The sequence below is a fragment of the Bacteroidota bacterium genome (assembly GCA_018816945.1).
In the GTDB taxonomy this organism is placed as follows: Bacteria; Bacteroidota; Bacteroidia; order Bacteroidales.
The window spans coordinates 58,607-75,852 of the sequence record JAHIVC010000011.1 but is presented as its reverse complement, the minus strand read 5'-3'; the positions used below and the strand labels follow the sequence as shown (position 1 = coordinate 75,852).

At 34.4% G+C, this 17,246-nt stretch carries 15 protein-coding genes; all 15 read right to left on the bottom strand.

Annotated elements, in window-relative coordinates; genetic code table 11:
* Positions 1 to 7: 7 nt before the first annotated feature.
* On the bottom strand, positions 8 to 676 hold the full coding sequence (locus tag KKG99_02300; GenBank protein MBU1011812.1) for a hypothetical protein: 669 nt from the start codon (positions 674 to 676) through the stop codon (positions 8 to 10).
* Positions 677 to 720: 44 nt separating this feature from the next.
* Entirely contained in the window at positions 721 to 1,764 is a 1,044-nt protein-coding gene (locus KKG99_02295) for a hypothetical protein (protein ID MBU1011811.1), read from the bottom strand.
* 73 nt (positions 1,765 to 1,837) lie between these two features.
* The gene (locus KKG99_02290) at positions 1,838 to 2,488 is read right to left on the bottom strand and encodes a hypothetical protein (GenBank protein MBU1011810.1); all 651 of its coding nucleotides are present in this window, start codon (positions 2,486 to 2,488) and stop codon (positions 1,838 to 1,840) included.
* A gap of 27 nt (positions 2,489 to 2,515) precedes the next feature.
* A complete protein-coding gene (locus KKG99_02285) occupies positions 2,516 to 2,728 on the bottom strand; it encodes a hypothetical protein (protein MBU1011809.1) in 213 nt (70 codons plus the stop codon).
* A gap of 87 nt (positions 2,729 to 2,815) precedes the next feature.
* Positions 2,816 to 3,547, bottom strand: coding sequence for an MBL fold metallo-hydrolase (locus tag KKG99_02280; GenBank protein MBU1011808.1), 732 nt, complete (start codon positions 3,545 to 3,547; stop codon positions 2,816 to 2,818).
* Positions 3,548 to 3,624: 77 nt separating this feature from the next.
* Positions 3,625 to 5,082, bottom strand: a complete 1,458-nt coding sequence (locus tag KKG99_02275; protein ID MBU1011807.1) for a beta-lactamase family protein — start codon at positions 5,080 to 5,082, stop codon at positions 3,625 to 3,627.
* 186 nt (positions 5,083 to 5,268) lie between these two features.
* Positions 5,269 to 6,294 carry a hypothetical protein gene (locus tag KKG99_02270; GenBank protein MBU1011806.1) on the bottom strand — a complete coding sequence of 342 codons (1,026 nt, stop codon included), beginning with the start codon at positions 6,292 to 6,294 and terminating at the stop codon, positions 5,269 to 5,271.
* Positions 6,295 to 6,444: 150 nt separating this feature from the next.
* Positions 6,445 to 7,212, bottom strand: coding sequence for a class I SAM-dependent methyltransferase (locus tag KKG99_02265; GenBank protein ID MBU1011805.1), 768 nt, complete (start codon positions 7,210 to 7,212; stop codon positions 6,445 to 6,447).
* A gap of 246 nt (positions 7,213 to 7,458) precedes the next feature.
* Entirely contained in the window at positions 7,459 to 8,313 is an 855-nt protein-coding gene (locus tag KKG99_02260; protein MBU1011804.1) for a gluconolaconase, read from the bottom strand.
* Between the two features lie 32 nt (positions 8,314 to 8,345).
* Positions 8,346 to 9,260 (bottom strand): hypothetical protein, encoded by a 915-nt coding sequence (locus KKG99_02255; protein MBU1011803.1) that lies wholly within the window; start codon positions 9,258 to 9,260, stop codon positions 8,346 to 8,348.
* A 29-nt stretch (positions 9,261 to 9,289) separates the two neighbouring features.
* Entirely contained in the window at positions 9,290 to 10,189 is a 900-nt protein-coding gene (locus KKG99_02250) for a hypothetical protein (GenBank protein MBU1011802.1), read from the bottom strand.
* 158 nt (positions 10,190 to 10,347) lie between these two features.
* The gene (locus tag KKG99_02245) at positions 10,348 to 13,056 is read right to left on the bottom strand and encodes a M20/M25/M40 family metallo-hydrolase (protein ID MBU1011801.1); all 2,709 of its coding nucleotides are present in this window, start codon (positions 13,054 to 13,056) and stop codon (positions 10,348 to 10,350) included.
* Between the two features lie 20 nt (positions 13,057 to 13,076).
* Positions 13,077 to 14,459, bottom strand: a complete 1,383-nt coding sequence (locus KKG99_02240) for a tetratricopeptide repeat protein (protein MBU1011800.1) — start codon at positions 14,457 to 14,459, stop codon at positions 13,077 to 13,079.
* A gap of 119 nt (positions 14,460 to 14,578) precedes the next feature.
* A complete protein-coding gene (locus tag KKG99_02235; GenBank protein ID MBU1011799.1) occupies positions 14,579 to 15,118 on the bottom strand; it encodes an isochorismatase family protein in 540 nt (179 codons plus the stop codon).
* A 195-nt stretch (positions 15,119 to 15,313) separates the two neighbouring features.
* Positions 15,314 to 17,059 (bottom strand): MBL fold metallo-hydrolase, encoded by a 1,746-nt coding sequence (locus tag KKG99_02230; GenBank protein ID MBU1011798.1) that lies wholly within the window; start codon positions 17,057 to 17,059, stop codon positions 15,314 to 15,316.
* Positions 17,060 to 17,246: the final 187 nt, after the last annotated feature.

Below are 17,246 nucleotides of genomic sequence, written 5' to 3'. Positions count from 1 at the left end.
CTATTGTTTATAAAATATTTTTTAAAAGACTAATTCTGAAAACACAATCGTTTCCACCCATTTTCAATGAATCCAAAACTTCAACTTTTTCTACAACCCTTCCCGTATATCTTTCAAAAATCTCTTTTACATACCCGGAAGAACAGTAGCAATAAGTTGGTGATAGGTCTGGTGGGCCATTTTCAACAAGGGGACACATGCAATAACCATCACTCATAATTAAACCCCATGGATTTTGATGATCCTTTCCCCAATTGAATGTTATAATTGTTTTATTGTCATCTTCTTTTACTTCATTACCACCATCTTTGAGAAATTGAATATATCGATCGGCTTCCTCTTTTTTAGGTTTTTCAGAAGAGGCTACTCCGAAAGCACCTATATAACACGAACGTCCACATGATTGCATCAACTTTATTTTAATATCATCATCAAGCATTGAGTCCATGTTATCCATCATAGCTTTTATCCATTTACCTGTTTTTTCAACTTTATGCCAATCAGGAGATTCTGAACCTTTAATCATTCTTTTCTCCAAATCGCTAATCCAATTATCAGGTTTGCCTAAACGTTTATTGCTATCATCCTCCAATAGTTTATTAGCCATTAAAGGAATAAAACCGCAACAAGTCATACATGTTAAAGCTGCTTTTTTTAGAAAATCTTTTCGTTCCATAACATATTTCTTTTAAATAATAAATAATTCGTTATAAATTCAAATTAGTCTGTGCGCTTGGTCTTAATTTCAAAATTTGCATTTATTATTAATTCGCAAATTTTACCTGTGCTATCCGGTTTAAAATGGAATTCCCATCCAAAAAACTCGGTGTAATAATCCGTCGATGACTCAGGAATTATTTCCTGCTTCCGGCTCCAGCCTTTCAGGAAGATAAAAAGATGCCCATCCTCTCTGGATACAAACCATTTGTAGCTTTCGTTCTTCTGGTCGGTATAAACTCCAACACATTTCTCCAGTTCATCAATAGTAGATTTAAAATGAGTTCTGGTTTTATAAAGTGGTGACTCAATTACCGATAAAGGACAAACGGGTATGTCAAAAATATGATCGTCAATATCAGAGTTTAACTGTATTTTTGAAAATTCCATTTTAATTTGTTTATTGTCTTCGGCAGGAAGCCCCAATAAGATTTTATCAGGGATCTTAACATTATCCTGAGTTATATAGTTATCAAATACAATGTCACCGGCCCGAATCAGCAGACCTGAATTATTATCAAAGTGAAGTTCTTTTTTCAAACCATCTTTTGAATTGCCTGATAAAACAGTAATCATTCGCTCAGAAGTTTTTTCTGTTCTTTCAACTTGTAAATCAGTAAAATATTCTTTTATCTTAATCGGTAATTGTGTGTTTATGGCTATCTCCATATCAAGAAGAAACCCTGGTGGCAATTCATTTACATCTTTTGTTGTTTGAATCCATGAGGTTTTTCCGTTAAAACCATAGCTTACCTGGTCGCCCCATGCAAACTTCTGGTTATACAAATATTTATCAGGATATTTTATTTCTACTTTTAGCGGCACTGCACCTGCCCCACCACGTACTAATTTTCCTGTTCTGATTTCTGTGTTAATCAGATATATGGAATCTCCACCTGATGCAACAAAGTATCTTGATAGAATTTCGTTAACAGTAATCGATTCGTCTCCCTTAGTCGATTCTGTAACAGGCTGGCAATAAGTGTAATTCCATGTTATCAGGAAAGAAATTACCAACCAAACAAATTTTTGCTTATTGTTTGTCATATAGTTTATGTTATAAATATGTTTTAATTTTATATAGAAAGGGTAACTTTTATCCTTTTTATGTATTTAAAAGCTATTCTTTCGGTCTTAAATCTTCGATGATTTTTGCGGAAACCCAAAATGGTATGGATTTCCTCCAATCCAAATAAAAAAGATACTTTCCGTCAATTGAAACCTGCGGGCATCTCGCTTCTCCTATAAGTTTTTGGGCTGATCTCCAACCTCCACCATTATTACGGAAACTTATGTACAAATGCATCCCCCCATCTTGATCGAAAAAATTCCACCTCGAGAAAATGAGGTAACTTTCGTCAGGTGCTATATAAGGTGTAGTTTCGCAGAAGTTTTCCGTATTCACATTACTATGAAGTTTTTCAGGCTTTTGATAATTACCATTAATATACTTTGAACAATAGATATCTTCATGTCCGGTGTTGCGCGAGGTGAAATACAAATTCCCATTTGAGGCAACGGAAACCTGCCAATGTAATGCATGAGAGTTTATTTCCTTGTTTAATGGTTGTGGTTCAGACCATCCGCTTTTTGTTCTTTCCACAAACCAGATATTCTCTTTTGCTTCCGACTGGTAAGCAAACTTACCTTTTGATAGAAAATACATTTTTTTACCATCTGCAGAAATGGCCGGATCCCGGAAATCATCTAACTTTAATGAAAGTGCTATTTCACTTGGTGCTGTCCATATTCCATTTTCACTCTTCATCATACAAATTGTACTAACACCTTGCATCTTTCAATATACTTCTGTTCCATCAGGCGTAAAAACAGGAGTAGTATGATATCTAGCAGATGGGATAATTCCAGATGCAAATGGTTCAGGTGTTAATCCTGGAAGTTTCTGGCCAAGATAAGGGCCGGTGAGATTGGGAAAATCTTTCTCCTGTGCATATATAGATGTATTTACAAGCAGTACTGTTATAACAGAAATTGATTTTAATTTTTTCATTTTGATTTTTTCTTAGTTTTTCCTTTCAATGTCTGCTTTTCCCCTAATAAATTTTACTGTACAATAGTTTTATATGTTTGCAGTAACTTATTTATAATCTAAAATTATGTATTCTCTTTTTAGGGGTAACTCTTCCAAATTAAATACAAATCGATTACCGGAGATTCTCTTCACATTTATCTTTCCCCTCAAATAATCATCTACCGAATAAGGTAAATCTGCAAATGCTTCGGTTTTGAAATGCATGGGTAAAACAGCCCTTCGAACCTTGAGCTGATCAACCACCCTATCTGCTTCTTCCTTTGAAATGGTGTGCTTTCCGCCGACCGGAATTAACATAATATCCACCTCGCCAATAGCTTTAATTTGTTCTTCTGACAATGTGGTTCCAAGATCGCCCAAATGAACCATTTTAATACCATCAAATTCAAATACAAAAATGGCGTTCATGCCGTGTTTACCGGGATTGTGATAAGAAGGGACGGTGTATATCCTTACCTCATTTATTTTTTTATCGATGGGTATTACTTCCTGAATATTTGATGTAGTTCCTTTCAGCACTTCGGGATTCCCGGAAATGGCATCCACCCTGTTATGATCAACATGGTTATGCGATACTGTTACAATATCCGCAGTAATTCCTTTTGGAAGATGATAAGCTTTAAACTCGACGGGGTCGGTTATAATTCTGGTTCCATTCGAAGTAATTATCTGGAAACAGGAATGACCAAAATATGTGATTGAAGCTTCTACTGAAACTTGAGCATTTGAATTTATCTCAATTACTAAAGTCAGAAATAATATGAATATTTTTTTCATGAATCATGCATTTTTATCATTGTGTTTTTTTCAGATGTAGTTTGATACACCATATAATTGTTAAGTTCGACTAAGTTTTATTTCTTTTCATTGAGTTGAATAAGTGATTCTTTTGCCTGATTATAATCCGGGGAAATCTCTAAACTTTTCTTATAGCATTCTATTGCTTTTAATTCCGAATCGAGTTGCTCATACCCCTTTCCTGAGAGCCACCAAAGAGCAGACTGGGTGCGTTTAGATGCCTGGGGATTGAGCTCAATATATCGTTGTAACAAACCAATAGCTTTTTCAACTTCAAAACCACTAAGTATTCTTGATCGCGCCGCTAAAAATAGTGAAGGAAGATGGGGCTGGGAACCAGAAATATTTTTGTCCAGATACTCAAGGGCCGCTTTATAATCCTTTTTTACCTCTGAGAGATATCTGCCTTTCTCGAAGTTGAAATCATATTTTGAGGCCAACGGAATATTCTTTTCAGATGCACCAAAAAGAAGATGATTGATTTTGGCAGCGATTAGATTTGCACCCCCGTCATAGTTGGAAATGACAATGATCAACATTTGATCCTTTAGAAAACTTTTGTAATCTGCAGCAAACCCGGGACATCCACCAACATGACCCACGAATTCTGATTCATTGAAAACACCCCTTTCCCAACCAAAGCCATAATTCTGAGCGGGAGGAATTACGGTTAACATAATATCTTTAGAAGCCTGCGTAAGCAATCGGTTTTCTCTTATTGCCACATCATATTTATACATATCCAATACCGTAGAGTACAAACCCCCATCTGAAAAAGCCGGAAATTCATTTTGAGTTTCAATTTTATAGTTCCCTTCATCTACTTTACTATAGCCTATAGCCCGGTTAGAGACATTATCCTCCGGATAGTAAATACCGGAGTTTTCCATACCCAGCGGATCCAGAATCTGTTTTTTTATATAATCCTGATAACTCATGCCTGTAACTTTCTCAATGATGGCACCTAACACTAACATGCCGGAGTTCGAATATCGGTATTCAGTTCCGGGTTCAAACAGTGGTTTCTGGTCGTAAACAAGTTTAAGGGCATCATCAATCCTTCTGAGCACCGGCATTAATGAATCATAATCTTTATGTGTAAAGTAATTACCCAATCCTGAGGTATGATTTAAAAGATGCTGGATTTGAATTTTGTTTTTTTCTTCAAATGGGAAATCAGGCAAATATTTCCCGAGAGTATCAGACAATTTAATTTTACTCTGTTCAACAAGTTGCATGATCAATACACCTGTAAAAGTTTTTCCGACTGAACCTACATTGAATTTTGTGTTAATTTTATTAGGCATTTTATTTTCTTTGTTGGCATAACCATACGCATCCTTGTAAATAATTTCACCTTCTTTAACAACTAAAATGGCACCTGAAAAAAGATCGTTTTCAGCCTCAGCCTTTACGTATTTGTCAATTAATTGACTAAGGGTTGAGTCTTGCTGTGAGAATACATTCACTGCCATTATTACAAGTGAATAACACATGAGTAATGTTTTTTTCATTTTGATTTCTTTTAAATAAATTTGTTTTGTTCTTATTCTTTCGATCTCAGCTCTTCGATGATTTTTGCGAAGACCCGACTTGAGTTGGCTACTTCTTTGTTTTCATTTTTTTCACTATTTTTATTGATAATATTATTAATACTAGATGCCCAACCAATTTGGAAAAGCAGGTCATGAAAAATATTTTTAATTGATACTAGTTCTGTAAAGAAACCATTTACCATCGTTATTTTTAGCAATTTCATAGAGAAAGCCATTATCTATTGTATATGGATCAAATCTTAAAATCCCCCTATATAACTTGAGAGCTTTAATCTCTGCAAATCCTTTTCTTTTAATATTTCCGTTCAAATCCAGGTTGATAATCTCGTTCATATTATCTTTTTTTCTGTAAGTTGTTATATAAATATTTTCATCCGAAAACATAGCATAATTTATTTTTGGATAATTTTTGTAATAATATGAATTTGTTTTTATTGCATTGTATAACCATTCCGGTTGAGAAGTTTTAATAAATCCAGCAATTGCATTTTTATCATTTTCAGTAATTTTAACATCCTCAATCTCATAATTCTTATCAATAGTTCTTATTTCATTTCCATTAGAATCAAATACTTTAATAAAAAATCCTTTCTCAGTATCGGTTACAAATATTTTATCTTGATAACATGCTACATCTATTCTATAGGGTAAAGTATTAATTTTACCATTTGGAGTCTTCCAATCATACAACCCTTCATATAACCTTTTAATTTTTTCATACTTGGAATTATATAGATCAACATACCTTTTACTGAGCTCATGACTTACTGTTATTCTAATATAATTTTCTTTTATTGGTATTAACACCATTTCCATATTCGTATTAAAATCCGGGAAATCTTTATAATCTTTCACTTTAATAACGTCGCTATTTTTTGTAAACCAAATAGATTTCAAATAATCTGTTGCAATAATTATATTGTCTTGAATAGTAAAGTAAGGTGTATATTTCAAGTCGTAAGAACCATCGCCTTGTTTAGCAAATTTAGCTTTTAACTCATACGGTTCTAATGAATAGACATATATACTATAATCATCTATGAAAACAAGGTCATTCCCTTTTATTACAACAGGAAAAGGATCTACTAATTGCGGTAAATCTCCCATTTTTGTTTGTGCATTACAATTAAACGATAGAAAAATAATTGAAGCAATAATAATTTTTTTCATCCTGATTTCTCCTTTATAATTTGTTTTGTTTTTAATCTTTCGGTTTTAGCTCTTCGATGATTTTTGAGGAGACCAACTTTAGGTTGGTCTGCCAGTCCTTTGGCATCAGTTCTTTGTTTATTTTTTAACTTATAGGGGAATGATAATCTATTAATGAAAATTCTTTTTTGATCTAACAAAATATACTTTCATTAGTGTAGAATCATCAATTTTGTCAATTATAAATAGTTGTTTTAACTCTAACTCAAACTGTCCATTCGTAGGAAGTTTATATCTTGGTCTACCTAAATACTCTTCAAACTCGAACATAGTATCTACATCAGGGTGATTTTGGTTTGGCATATCAATAACCATTCTTGAATCAGGTTTCAAAACTCGATAAAGTTCCTTTAATGAATTTCTAATATATTTTATATCATAGTACTCTAGGACTCCTATGACTGCACAAATATTGAAGAAATCATTTTCAAACGGCATCCTAGCGACCTCCTCAACATAAAGTCCACCGATATTTATATTATTCCTTTCAACAAATTTTTTGGAAATTTCGATTAGATTTGGGCTAATATCAATTCCGAAGTAAACTGATGGCCATTTAAATAACTTGTTTTCTATTAGGTTAACGCAAGACCCAACATCTAAAAAAGCCATGCCTTGCTGTGGATATAAATATTCCTTAATTTCAGAATTACTGCTATTAAACGAGGTTAATTCCAAAAGCTTTTTTAACTTACTATAACGAATTGAATTTTTAAACTCGTCAGGCAGTAGATCTACATCTTCAATGCCATTATAATAACGAACGACTGTATCATCGTATGCTTTTTTTATATTTAAAATTTGATTTCTATTGGAGTTTTTCATATTGAAAATAAAAAACATTTTGCTTTCTACTTCGATTTTACACTTAATGATCATTTTTACAGAGTTTCATTGTTGGTGTGGACGGCTCTAACTTTGTTCTAAGCACATCGATAATTTTACAGAGACCAAGCTTTGGGATTGGTGAGTTATTTCTTTGGCCTCAGCTCTTCGATGATTTTTGCGGAGAGCCAACATTGGGTTGGTTGGATATTCTTTAGGCCTCAAATCTTCAATAATCTTCTGAATAATAATAGTTATAGAAATTCTAATTTAGAAGCTGTTTCTTTAAAAAGTGCTTTGCTATGGAATTTTTACTTTATATGCAACCACCCTGTTATCTTCAAAGGTGGGGATAAGTAAAATATTATCCTTTTTAATCAAATCTATATCTGCCGCCATCATACCTTTTGAACTAAGGTCAATAATCATTGCTCTTTTTATATCAGGATGAACCAGATTTACTACCCCCAGAAAATCAGAAACCAAATAGAAACCTTTATCAATTGAAACAATACCATCGATATAATCAGTGTCAGTGATAAATCTGCTGATTTTCTTATTGGTGTATTCTGCCTTTATAAGATACCCGTCACACCCGATTAATAAAAAACCTTTCTCGGCCAATAACCCATTCGGAGAATTAAGTTGCCCTGATGATAACCATTGTTCCATTTTGCCATTTTTTAAGCAAAAAACCACATTATTTTTGGTGTCTGAGATATAAATATCCCCATTTTCACTAATTGCTACGTCATTCAAGAAGCTTGCTGTGTTAGCTTTATATCTTCTTACCACTTTACCCTCATTAACAGAAATTTCAATTACTTCATTAATATCCGCTACGTAAAGTTTGTTTTGATATAAACCCATGCCTTTCGGTGCATTCAATCCTGTTATCCATTTAAGCTTTTCTATTGTACCACAAGGATTGAGTCTTGAAATAAACCCGTTGCCATCTTTCTCGGATGGATCCCCGTTAATATTCGAGATATAAACAACATTATTCACCTCATCGTAAATGACTGACTCAGGACACTTAAAGGATTTTTCTGAAACCCAAAGTTGTTCAAATATGGGTAAATTTGCTATTCGTGATTGAGGTAATGATGAATAATAAGAATTACAAAATACTAGAATTAACAAAATTGCTTTCATAATATTTCTCCTTTTTTTTAATAATTTTATTGTTAGTTTTTTGGCCTCAACTCTTCGATGATTTTTGAAGAGACCCAGTAAATATCAGCATCTTCACCTTGAATTAAACGGCCAAAAAACATATATTTCCCATCATTAGAGACACTTGGGCATACTTCATTTTTGGATGTATTAATTTTATCACCCATATTTATTGCACCCGACCAATTGCCATCTTTTTTTAAGAAACATATATAAAGATCGACGTTATTGGTTAACACATCTCTGGATTGAAACATAATATAACTTTCATCCGGTGCAATATATGGGTGTGATGGTTTATTAAGGCGATTAATCTCATCAGGAAGTTTCTCTGCCTTCAAATAATTACCATCCCTGTATTCTGATCTATAAATTCCATACCTATCCATGCATGAAAAATAGAGATTACCATTTTCAGCCATAGTTATATAAAATGGCTGCGCTTCTCCTATTGTAGCACCCAATATATTGGAAATCTCCCATTCTTTGTCTTTTCTACTAAGTAAATAGACTTCCGGTAAAGAATCATTTTTTCCCCTGCCAGGTCTTGAATTACCTGCCATGAAAATCAACTTATCTCCTTTAGGAGAGATAAAAGGTGTATATTGAAAACTTTTGTTGGTATATAATATTTGTTCAGGTTTAGACCAACCATTACCGTTATCTTTCATAATAAATATTTTTTCTTCACTTTCAAGTTTACGAACAAAGAAGATTTCTCTACCATCCTTAGAAATAGCTCTACAGCACTCAGAATGGTTGGTTGAAGAGATTAAATCAGGAGCAAATATTTCGGGTATCATTCCCGGTGGTTTCTGCCCAAGATACGGGCCGGTGAGTTTTGGAAATTCCTTTTCCTGTGCCTGGGTTGTTGCAGTTACAAGTAGTAATACTATTGTAACTAAAATTGATTTTAATGTTTTCATTTTGTTTTTTTCTTTCAAAAATTTTGGTTTTATTTCTTCGGCCTCAACTCTTCAATTCGTTCCATAATTGGCATCCAAAACATACCTCCATTGACGTAAAACAAATACTTTCCATCTGGAGTTACTTTTGGGCTAAGTCCCCCGCGCTCAATACTTCCTCCTTCGAGAATTACAGCAGACAGCCATTTGCCCGAATTATCGCGATAGCTTATAAAAATTCCCGAATTTTCTGGGCTGGTGCCCATTCTTGTAAAAATAATATACGATTCATCCGGTGCTATATATGGACAAGTCTCAGTGCCCGCAGTATTTATTTCCTGGCCCATATTGACAGGTTTTGTGTACACGCCATTAACCAGATTGGAATAATAAATATCGCCAGCCCCTCCATAACTGTCGTCCATTGTACCCTGAAAGAAAAGTGTTCCTGAATTGGAAACAGAGATACTCCAATGTAAAGGTATTTGGTTTACATCTGGACTGACCGGCTTAGGATCAGACCATCCCGTAGAAATCCTTTGCACATACCATATATTTTCCTTTTTCTCAGATACGGCTCCCGAACGAAATGTGGTAAAAAACATTTTGTTATTATCGGGTGCAATAAATGGATTACCATATTGGTAGGAATCTTCTTTGCAAAATGGTAAGATATCAGGTTTGGACCATATTCCATTAACCAGTTTTGTGAAACCAATTTTTGTTCCAATTTCCCAATAAATTTCTTTGCCATCCGTACTAAAAGTTGCACTGCAATGATCTGTATCACTTGATACAATTCCATCTGCAAAAATTATAGGCTTATTATCAGGCGGTTTCTGGCCTAAGTATGGTCCGGTAAGTTTTGGAAATTCCTTTTCCTGAGCCTGTGTTGTTAAAGTTACAAGTAAAATAACTATAATTACTAAAATCGATTTTAATGTTTTCATTTTTATTTCTCTTATAAATTAGTTTTGCTTTAAATCTTTCGGCCTCAATTCTTCGATGATTTTTGCGGTGATCCCACTTTGGGCTAATCGGTTATTTCTTTGGCCTCAGGTCTTCAATGATTTTTGTGGAGACATAGTAAATTTTATATCCAGTTAGCTTAATTAACAATACTTTTCTCTGCTTCTAATATCACCTGAAGAACAATATCTCCTGCTTTTTTCAAACTCATCTTATTAATATTATCAAATTTATCTGTTTGTGTGTGACTATTTGAACTCCTTATACTTATACCTGATGCAACAATTCCAGCCTGAGCAAACATAAGTTGATCAGAACCCAGCGTTTGAGTAGTTTGATAATCATATCCTAAGTTTTCGCAAGACGACTTAACAATGTATTCAAGCCATTTAGGGTGATTTGAATGTGACATTATCATTCGAAGCTCATCATTTAAAATCAGTTTCCAACAGCTATTTATACCTTCCCACGAACAGAGCTTATAATTTGAAGGCAACTGTAATTCTCCTTTTATTCCTTTTGTATTACTTACACCACCATCTGTCTCAAGATAAATTGGTGCATTGCCACCAACATTATCAATATTGAATATTAACTCACAGTTTCTAAGACTTGAAGCATTTTTATCTATATAATTCCTTGATCCAGTGAAGCCAATTTCCTCTGCTCCAAAGGCAATAAATTTTATATTACATTTTAAATCACTTTCATGTAACTTGAAATAACGCGCTAACTCTAACATTACACCAACTCCTGAAGCATTATCACTTGCACCCGGATTATCCGTTCTATAGGTATCATAATGAGCACTGATTATTATTTCCTTTGACCCTGGATTTGAGTTACCTATAGTGCCAATTATATTAGCAGAACTATATTTCCCAAAATTTCCCCTTATTTTAAGTTCATAATTAATATTTGATTGATTTTTAATATTTTCAAATTCAATTGAATCAAGATATATTATAAGCTCCGGTTTATATTTGAGCAGTCTAAAATGACTATTCCAGTTATTAGTAATTATTGCTTTACCTTGAGCCTCCTGTTGGGTAAACGGAACTTGATTCTGATTGAAATCTACTAAAAGTGCATTCCCTTTATATACCTTTTTCAATTTATATGGATCAATACCTAAACCCAATATCTGATAAGATTTGCCACTTATTACCAGGTGAGTTCTTGAAAATTCATATGACTCAAATTCAAACGGTTGGATTTCTGGATTTATACCAATTTGAGCAAACTGCTCAGTAATATAATTCGATGCAAGTCTTTCATTCTTCGAACCTGCCTGCCTATGATCAAAAGATGTTAAATATTCAATATGTTTGGTAACATTCTCAACAAAAGTGTTTCCAAGAATATTTCTTTTTGCTTTCTGCTCCTTTAGAGTTTTAAGTATATTTGCCGAATCATTGGAGTTGGGATCTATTGCCACCGCTTTCTCATGGTATTCTATGGCTTTGTCTATTTCCCCCTTTGTCCTATAAATTTCACCTAATAGCCAATAACTATTTGCATCATGTGAGAACATCTCCGAATACCATTTCATTACTGTAAGCGCATCATCAAGATAGTTATTGCTAAATAATCTGAATGCAAATCTTCTGATCTCCCTGTTGGACATATCAAATCCTTGTTGATTCGATGATTTTAACTCATTATATTTTTCAATAGCTTTAATAAGGCCATCTTTAATGTAGATCTGCCCGAGAATTAGTGAAACGGGTGTATTTGGTACTTGTGGTGATTCTCCTAACCATATATCAAATAAGCCGTTTAATAACTGGCTCCTGCTAAAGTAATCCGAATTACATAGCAGAATAATTCCAAGCGACCTATCAGGCACCATAGCTAGATAGCTTCGGTAACCCTCATCTCCACCAGCATGAGAAATTATGTTCAACCCCTTGTACGATTCAAGGAACCAACCCAATGCCATTTTTTGATTTTCGTTTATTGGCACCTGTGGTTCAATCATTTTATAGTAAGTGTCTTCGGTAAATATTCTTTTACCTTGGTATTCACCTTTCTGTAAAACAGTTAAAGCCCATTTACTCATATCCGTGATATTTGAAGTTAGGGTCGAACTTGGTGCATGCTCCCTACTGTATGGATATATTTGAGGTATGGTCGGAACGATAGCTCTCATTAAAACATGGGGTGATGTACGGAGTTCTGGGTTAATTCTCGATAAAAGAAAATCACTATTCTTCATATCCAAAGGATTAAAAATATTTTCTACCATGTAGTCTTCAAATGTCTTTCCTGACACTTTAGAAATGACATCTGCCAGAATATCATAAGCTATATTGCTATAATGCCATGCATTTCCAGGTTCATCAACCAAACTCAATCCTGAAAGACTTTTAACATATCTCTCGGCAACATCATCGTCAGTATCTGGATTTGTCCAGATATTAGTATTCGATGGCAAATCAGGAATACCAGAGGTATGATTTAGGATTTGTTTCAGGGTAATTTGCTTGTAACGCGGATCATCCATTTTAAAGTAGGTCAGAAACTTTATAATTGGGTCATCAAGATTTACTTTTCCTCTTTCACAAAGCTGATGTATAGCAACAGCAACAAAACATTTTGATACTGATGCTGTGTGAAATACTGATTCATTTGTAACGGGTTCGTTTGTCACTAAACTTTTAACACCGTAGGATTTCATAAAACTGATCTTTCCATTTTCAATTACAGCAACCGAAAGGCCAGCAATATGAGTTGATTTAATAAATGAGCTAATAAAAGAATCATACTGTACATTTTTATCTATTTGCTGAGCATTGATTATTATAGTTGTTGCCAGCAAACAACTGATTAGAATTAGTTTTTTCATTTTGATTTCTCCTTTAAAAATTAGCTTGGCTTTTTCATTAACTCTTCCAACATTTTCTTTGCGTTATCATTACCCGGATTTAGTTCAAGGGATTTTTTAAAGTTTTTTATTGCATTTTCATTATCTCCTATCTTCATATATCCTGCACCTAGACTGGCATATGCCTGGCTTGACTTTGGAAAGGTTTCAACATTCAATTTATATAACTCAATAGCTTCGGAAGTATTCCCATTACTCATCCATTGATATGCAAGGAAATCCATAGAGATTTCATCAAAATAAACATCATTACCAAGTTTCTTTATTTTACTAAGTGAAGATTGCAAGAATTCTGGACCCCCATTTTTTAATATTTCTGAGGATATATTTTTCCCCTGTAAAAAGAAAAGTCTTATATGCATTTCATGTTGAATGCGAATCCAATTATCACCATTATTTTTATATACATCCCATTCTTTTGCATAAGCAAAGTTATTTTCAAGTGATAATTGATCTTGTATCTCCTGAAGTGACATACCCTTAGCCTCTAAAGCTTTAACACTGTTCCAAAGCTCCTTTATATACCTCAAGTGGCTTTTTATCTGTTCTCTTGAGTAAACCTCATAACTATCACTAAGAATGATAGTATTTACCGAATTATCTCCTTCTATTACCTGCTCTAAAATAGTAATCCAACGAGGGACATCTAAAAGTCCATAATATGGAAAAGGATATGGAGCCATGTGGGCCTTAGGATAAAATATTTCTTTGCTTATTATGGCTAATTTGTTCTCAGGAATTACAGCCAATGTTAAACCTTGGTAATTTCCGGCATTGCCAAACCAGAAAAGATTAATTTTGATATTTCCAAGATTCAGCATTATTTTATCATTATATGAAATATCCGGTAAAACAAGTGAAAAGCCTTGTTCTAGTTCATTGACCATTGTTTTACATTTGTTCATCCAAATTTCTTCTTTTCGGGCTTTATCTGATCCTGCTTCATAGTTTTTCAAACGGTTTACTGAATACTCTACTTTTTCCTTCCACATTTCAATTGTCTTATTAATTTCCTCTTCAACAATTTTTTCAGAGTGAAACTTTTTTAGAATATTATCATGTCCAACAATAACTGCCTTTTTATAAGCCGCATTTCCACCAATCATGTCAAGCCGGTCTGCTATGTTTATCACAAAGGAAAAATCATCTCTCCCTATAGCACTTGAAATCTCATTCTTAAATTTTTTTGCAGTTATTTCAGACATAAAGCTGTCGAAAACGACCAACCCCTTGTCTGACTGAACAACTACCTGGCTGCTCCCCAGGATAGGATTAGATACAATGGATACGTTATCAGAAACTTTTTTTATCTCAAAGCCTTGTGAATACACTTTACAGTTGTACACAAAGGAAATAGTGAACATCCAAATAAAAATTGGGAATAGTTGTTTTTTCATTTTGATTTTTCCTTTCATAATTTGTTTTGTTTTTAATCTTTCGGTTTTAGTTCTTCGATGATTTTAATGAGTACAAACCAAAACCATTATTTTGTTTGAATCATATTAATCATAGTCTGAAAACTAACTGATTCACAGATATCTTTAATCACATTGGTATAGTCTGGATCGTGACTCATAATTCCATCCCTTATTAAATAAGTACTGTACCCATTATCTAAACTCCCGAAATAGGTTGCTAAAACACAAGCTGTTGCACTTAGTCCACAGATAAAAACTCTGTTACAACCGTTTTCTTTAAGTATTTTATTCAGGTCAGTAGCTTTAAATGCATTCGGGAAGTGCTTGTGTATCTTTGGATCAGTATCTCTTATTATTATCGACTCAGGATAATCAAAAGCTTTTGTTCCCTCCTCAGGGCCTCTCCCTATATCGCTATGGTAAACACGGATAATTGGAAATCCCATTTTTCGGAAATACCAGATTGATCCATTAATTACCTCTAAAGCATATTTTTTTTCCTGCTCCGACATTTTTGGAAGATACTGATTCTGTATATCAATTATTAAAAGTGCCGGACTAAAAAGATCAGGTGAAACCTCATTCTGTGCAAATATGTCTAACATGGTTAAACATAAAAGAATAATAAACAGCATTTTAATTCTAATCATATTTTCGCTTTCTTTTAAGTTAATTATTTTTTCACTTTGGCTTTAACTCTTCGATGATTTTTGCAGAGACAAAACTTTGGGTTGGTTGGCTATACCTTTGGTCTTAGGTCTTCGATGATTTTTGAGGAGAGCCAACTTTGGATTGGTTAGCTATTTCTTCGGTCTCAATTCTTCGATGATTTTTGCGGAAATCCAATAGATATCCCTATTCCCGTTTATATTTCGGGTAAAAAAAAGAAATTTATCATCGGGGGTAACATTGGGTCTGTTCTCGCTGAATCGGGTATTGATATTAGCACCTAGGCTAATCGGATCACTCCATTGACTATTTACATTGAAAGAGATATACAAATCATCCTCTCCCTGACCTGAAAGTTTCTTTGAGCAGAATAGTAGATAACTTTCATCAGGGGCGATAAAAGGATCCCATTCATCGTACTGGGTATTTACTTTTTCGCCCAAATTCACCGGAATACTATACAGCCCTTTACTGAACTCAGAGAAGTAGATATCGGTTTTACCGAATCCCCCTGGTCGATTGGAAAAGAAATACATGTTTCCATTCGCTGCTAAGCACGGATAACTATCGTGGTAGGGTGTATTTATTCCAGAGCCAGTAAAATCTGAGTTTAGCTGCCACTCCTTACCTTTCAACTCTAAAAGAAAGATATTATGACCTGTTTGATTGTCGCCCAATTCAGCTATCTGCATGGGTGATGCAAAGACCAACCTGCTCCCGTCAGGGGTTATAGCAAAATCGTAAATAGGGGCGGTAAAAGAAGTTGTAATCCTTTCGGGCTTTGACCAAACACCTTGCTTATATCCTGTTACATAAAGATTTGGGGTATTTCCCAACCAGCGCTGAAAGTAGAATCTGTCCATCTCCCTGTTAAACCCGGAGCAACCTTCGTACCCCTGAGTTGTAATTGTTCCAGGAGCAAATATTAGGGGCTCCTTCTCTGGAATAATGCTGTCGATGTACCATGTTGTTTTGCTTGTGAGATGATAAAAGTCTCCAAGCGAATCTGCCCAAGCCAAGCTGTAATTGACAATCTCAATCCAGTCATCGCAGGAGAAATATCCTTTGGAGTAGTTCCTCCATTCATTCAGCAGTTTTCCCTGCTTTATCTGTTGTACATTTAAGCCTACCTGCAATGCATTCTGAACCACTCTGGCTGAAGACTCAACCATTTGTTGGTAATCCTTTAGCTCTTGCTTTGAAATCTCGCATCCATGACCAGCAACAAAGGTTAAATCATCAGGATAGCTGTTACAAATGGTTTTCAGGTTCTCTGCAAATCTGATGACATTGCCACCCCTTTCAGCATCGATGGCAGGAAACCCTATGGAGAATAGCAAATCGCTTAGGTGCATCACTTTGCTCTTTTTAAAATAGACAACAATATCGTTGTTCGTATGCCCACCGGTAAAAGGTATAAGGTCAATCTCCTCTCCGGCAAAATGTATAGTTGTAAAATCGGTTATAGTTATTCGGGGAAGTGCACCTGAAGGGAAAGCTCTCGATGTATCCTGCCAGAAAACCGAGATATGGTCGGTCTCGAGCAATTTTCTTGTGTTTACATGAGAAATTATAATTCCTTCATTTATTGTTTTGTTTCCCCCACAGTGGTCACCGTGGATATGCGAGTTGATCATGTAAACGATTCTTTTACTACCAAGTTTTTTCAATCTTTTCAGCAGCAGTGGTGAATGAAAACCCTTAAAGTTATCGACAAGCAAGGTATTCCCCGCACTATCGATCAGGGCAACAGCGTTTATACCGTCAACGGTAAGCCGGTATAAGCCAACTCCAAGCTCAATGCTCTCAACAGATTTATTTTTATTTCCCGAACAGGAAACCAGCAAAAAGATTAGCAATACTAAAAAGTATTTCATACTTGAAAGTTTTGGGATTATTATAATTAAAGAAGTATTTAGTTTTTCGGCCTCAACTCTTCTATGATTTTTGCAGAAACCTAACTTTGTATAGGTGGGCTATTCCTATTGTTGCAACTTAATGACAAGTTAAACACCAATCAATTACATAGAATCAGGTATTTTTTATGAGTAACAGATATTCCAA